We start from the raw sequence: 4435 nt of genomic DNA on the forward strand, positions 1-4435 counted from the left end.
AAATACAACTTCACGGTTGCCAAGTTCTTCGTTTTCAGGGTTATTTTCAACAGTCACTAATTCTGTTTGACCTTCTGGATAGTTTGTGATGACAACTTTCACAGGATCAATAACAACCATTGGACGCATAGCTTTAAGCTTCAAGTCTTCACGGATACAGAACTCAAGCAATGCAATGTCTACAACACTATCAGCCTTTGCTACACCAATGCGATCACAGAAATCACAAATAGCTTCAGGAGTATAACCACGACGGCGCAAGCCAGAAATAGTAGGCATACGAGGATCATCCCAACCAGCTACAAGGCCTGCCTCAACAAGAGCGCGCAATTTACGTTTAGACATAACCATCTTAGTAACATTTAAGCGAGCAAACTCAATTTGTTGTGGAATTTCAGTGTCGTCCCAGTCCTCTAATACCCAATCATACAATGGGCGGTGAACTTCGAACTCTAATGTACAAATAGAATGTGTAATACGTTCAATGGCATCTTCAATAGGATGTGCATAGTCGTACATTGGGTAGATTACCCATTCATTACCTGTATTGTGGTGTTCAGCTTTTACAATACGATAAATAACAGGGTCACGCATAACGATATTAGGATGCGCCATGTCGATTTTTGCACGCAATACCTTTTCACCATCATCATACTTACCGTCTTTCATTTCTTCGAAGAGCTTCAAGTTTTCTTCTACGCTACGCTCACGGTAAGGGCTATTGATACCAGGAGTATTGTAATCGCCACGAGTTTGTTTGATTTCCTCTGCAGTTTGGTCATCTACATACGCTTTGCCAAGAGAAATCAATTTCTTAGCATATTCGTACATTTCGCCAAAATAGTCGGATGCATAGCGAACCTCGCCAGCCCATTCAAAGCCGAGCCATTTTACATCTTCCATGATGGAGTTTACGTATTCAATATCTTCTTTTGTTGGGTTTGTATCATCAAAACGAAGATTTGTTAAGCCGTTGTACTGTTTGCCAATACCAAAGTTAAGGCAGATAGATTTAGCATGGCCAATATGCAAGTAGCCATTTGGTTCTGGCGGGAAGCGTGTTAATACACGACCACCGTATTTACCAGTTTCGTTATCTTTGTTGATGATAGCTTCGATAAAGTTAACAGATACAACTTCTTCAGGAGCTACATTTTTTTCAATGTCTTTATGTTCCACCGTTCTTACCTCCATAGGATAAATATTCTTTTATTTTACCATATTTTGCATAAAACCGCATATGTTTTAAGGCCTTATGATTTTAGTCAAAGTCCGTCAAATCAACGCCCGCCTTTTTAAGCTCTTCTAACGCAGATTCTACGTCCATTTGTGGCTTTTTATAGTTCACTTCTTTATTTACACAAGTCTTTAACGGTTTCTTATGAACACCAGCAATAATATTATCCGCTGTTAAAATAGACATATCATAGCGAGTTCTGTCTGTGTAAGAACCAATGTGTGGTACGATGAGACAGTTTTCTACCTCTAACAATGGGTGATCCGCAGGTAGTGGTTCTGGATCCGTTACATCTAGCGCTGCATAATCGATTTCACCTGTTTTAAGTGCATTAATAAGCGCATCTGTATCTACGATAGGACCACGGCCAACGTTAACAAACAATGCAGTATTCTTCATTTTTTTGAAGAACGCTTCATCGCACATGTGATAAGTTTCGTTTGTTAATGGAGCCATTACACAAACTACATCACTAGTAGCTAAAAGGTCATCCAACTCCATATATGTTGTTTTATGAATTTTATCATCTATACGCTGGTTGCGATTATGGTATACCACGGTCATACCAAAAGCACGAGCCCGACGAGAAATAGATACACCAATAGCACCCATACCAATAATGCCAAGGGTACGACGACTCAAATCAAACCCTTTAATATTTGAAGGTCTTTGGGCCCAACGACCTTCTTTTACAAAATTAGCATTTTCTAAAATGCGACGACTAGCTGTGGCAATCAAGGTAAACGCAAGCTCTGCTACGGTCTCATTTAAAACGCCTGGCGTATTGCCATAAGGAATACCTGCAGCTGTTAATTCATCAATATTTACATTGTCATAACCAACAGCGGCCTGAGCAATAACCTTTAGATTAGGTGCATCTTTTACTAGATCACCATCTACATCAAGAGGACGAACACTCCACAAACCATCCGCATCAACGAGCCATTCCTTTAATGTCTCCCGAGGCATTACGGACTTTTCAGTCCATTGGCGCACTTCTACGTGCTCTTTTAAATATGCAATCGCATCCTTGCGAACAAGTCCATTTACTACTACTAGAGGTTTTTGTTCCATATGCATCCCTCCCATAAGAATTCTATTATTATACTTATATTTTATACTAGAAAGCTAAATTAATACAACAAAAAGGAGTAAGGCCTAAGCCTTACTCCTTTAATTTAGCATTTTAATTTGAATTAGTTCAAATCTGCTGTACAGTTAGGACATTTAACTGCATCAACATGAATTTCTGTTTTACAGAATTGACATTCTTTAGTTGCTGGTGCTTCAGCAGCTTCTTCTTCTTTTGCGTTTTTCATCATTTTAGCCAATGCGCGAACCATCAAGAATACAACGAATGCCAAGATCAAGAATTGAATCAAGTCAGTGATGAACGTACCGTATGGCAATACAGAACCAGCTGCACGAGCTGTAGCAATATCAGCACCAGCCATGAATGCATCTTTAGAACCTGCGCTCAATGGCAAGTACAAGTTGCTGAAATCAATACCACCAGTGAATAAGCTAATAACAGGCATGAACAAGTTGCTTACAACAGAGTTAACCAACGCTGTGAAAGCAGCACCAATAATCATACCAATAGCTAAGTCCATCATGTTACCTTTGAAGGCAAAAGCTTTAAAATCGTTCAAAAATTCTTTCATTTTTCACTACTCCTAGATACACTTAATTGAGAATGCGTTAATAACTGTACTAATCATAAAGGAAAGATGAAGAGATGTCAACATTTTTCGATGTAGTTTTTCGAATTTATTTAATATAGTTTTTCATAACCCTATCTATTATTGTAATAAATCAGTAATCATGCGTACTTTTCGCACCATATTACCTTGTAATTCTTCAAAATTTTTATTTGGAATACGTAAAAAATAGAGTCTAACCATATATTGGTTAAACTCTATTAATTAGAGAAAATAATTTATGACCTATATTATATAAATACTATTATATGTTTATACCTAAAGATAGATCTTTAGCCCGTTCTATAACAGCACTAAATACAGGTGGTATTTTATTTAATTTTATCCTCTATGACCTTTCCTTCACGCAAAGGACCACTTTGCTCTTTAAGACGTGCTAGCATAACAGAGGATACAAACATGGCAATACCAGCCCCAACCGTTTCAATGGATAAGCTTTCACCAAAGAACAAGAAGCCATAGAAGGAGCTAATAAATACGCCAACGTATTGCAAGAATTGAGCCACTACAGCATTTGTAGTAACAAAGGCACCAGTCAAGAAGAACTGCGCCACCACGCTAATACCACCGATGGCTAAAATGATTAACCAGTCTGTACCTTGAGGCATCACTAACTGGTCTGTAGTTACGAGACCTGCAATCATACCAGTAATCATGAAATACGCCATAATTTCAAAGTTACTATGTTGACCCCGTTTAGAAATCAATCTAATTGTCGTATAGGCCCCTGCAGACAAGGCGGCCCCCAAAATTGCCACCAAGGCATACCAGGTAAAACCAGTAAAGCTAAATGGATTTACCATTACCATTACAGCTACAAAGATCAAAAGAAGCCATTTACCGGCCCCCTTAGGAACCCGCTCCTTAAGAAATACAGAACTAAATATGAGTACAAATATGCCAGATGTTTGAAACAGAATCGTTGCATCGGACAACTTTAAATGCACTAATGCAATAAAGTTACATACCATGCCAAAGCCACCGTAAAGACCGCGCATGATAAGATAGCCCCTATCCTCTTTGGAGAACCGAATGCCTTGCGTATACATAACGATAAGAACCGCTATAGTCCCAAATAAGCCACGGAAGAAGGCAATTTCTCCGGACGGAATATTAGAGCCCAGCATTTTTACAAACAAGTTCATCGTACTCAACAAAAGAGCCGATAACAGTGCATACATTAGGCCTTTTTTTCCCATACTACCTCCCTTTACACCTTCATGTAATATATTCTTAACCAAACAAGTTAAATTAATGCGCCCCTAAAACATAGTATCTACTAAATCATACTATCTCTTAACAAAATATATGCCGCCCTTCTAAAGAAAGGCGGCATTGTATTATTTAGAGAATGTATTTACAAAATCTAAGATTTCTTGCTTCATATTCTCTTTATCGATTGCTTTTGTGAAGCGCAAAGGTTTAGATTGTAATGCTTCTAATTGTTTAGGGAACCCAACACCTGTTACAGCAGAGA

The 4435-nt window shown here is 38.4% G+C and carries 4 protein-coding genes; all 4 read right to left on the reverse strand.

Annotated features, from left to right (window positions below; genetic code table 11):
• On the reverse strand, positions 1–1179 hold a 1179-nt coding region (glnS, locus tag Q0F90_RS07585; RefSeq protein WP_296004428.1), incomplete at its 3' end, for a glutamine--tRNA ligase.
• 82 nt (positions 1180–1261) lie between these two features.
• Positions 1262–2311, reverse strand: a complete 1050-nt coding sequence (locus Q0F90_RS07590) for a D-glycerate dehydrogenase (RefSeq protein ID WP_296004430.1) — start codon at positions 2309–2311, stop codon at positions 1262–1264.
• Positions 2312–2433: 122 nt separating this feature from the next.
• Positions 2434–2901, reverse strand: a complete 468-nt coding sequence (mscL, locus tag Q0F90_RS07595; protein ID WP_296004432.1) for a large conductance mechanosensitive channel protein MscL — start codon at positions 2899–2901, stop codon at positions 2434–2436.
• A 368-nt stretch (positions 2902–3269) separates the two neighbouring features.
• The gene (locus Q0F90_RS07600) at positions 3270–4157 is read right to left on the reverse strand and encodes a DMT family transporter (RefSeq protein WP_296004433.1); all 888 of its coding nucleotides are present in this window, start codon (positions 4155–4157) and stop codon (positions 3270–3272) included.
• Positions 4158–4435 lie beyond the last annotated feature (278 nt).

It is taken from the genome of uncultured Veillonella sp. (assembly GCF_934190855.1).
GTDB lineage: Bacteria > Bacillota > Negativicutes > Veillonellales > Veillonellaceae > Veillonella.

What these genes read in the sequence shown, in the direction of transcription:
- Q0F90_RS07590 (WP_296004430.1), bottom strand. Translation starts at nt 2,311, where the DNA reads ATGGAACAAAAACCTCTAGTAGTAGTAAATGGACTTGTTCGCAAGGAT.
- mscL (WP_296004432.1), bottom strand. Translation starts at nt 2,901, where the DNA reads ATGAAAGAATTTTTGAACGATTTTAAAGCTTTTGCCTTCAAAGGTAAC.
- Q0F90_RS07600 (WP_296004433.1), bottom strand. Translation starts at nt 4,157, where the DNA reads ATGGGAAAAAAAGGCCTAATGTATGCACTGTTATCGGCTCTTTTGTTG.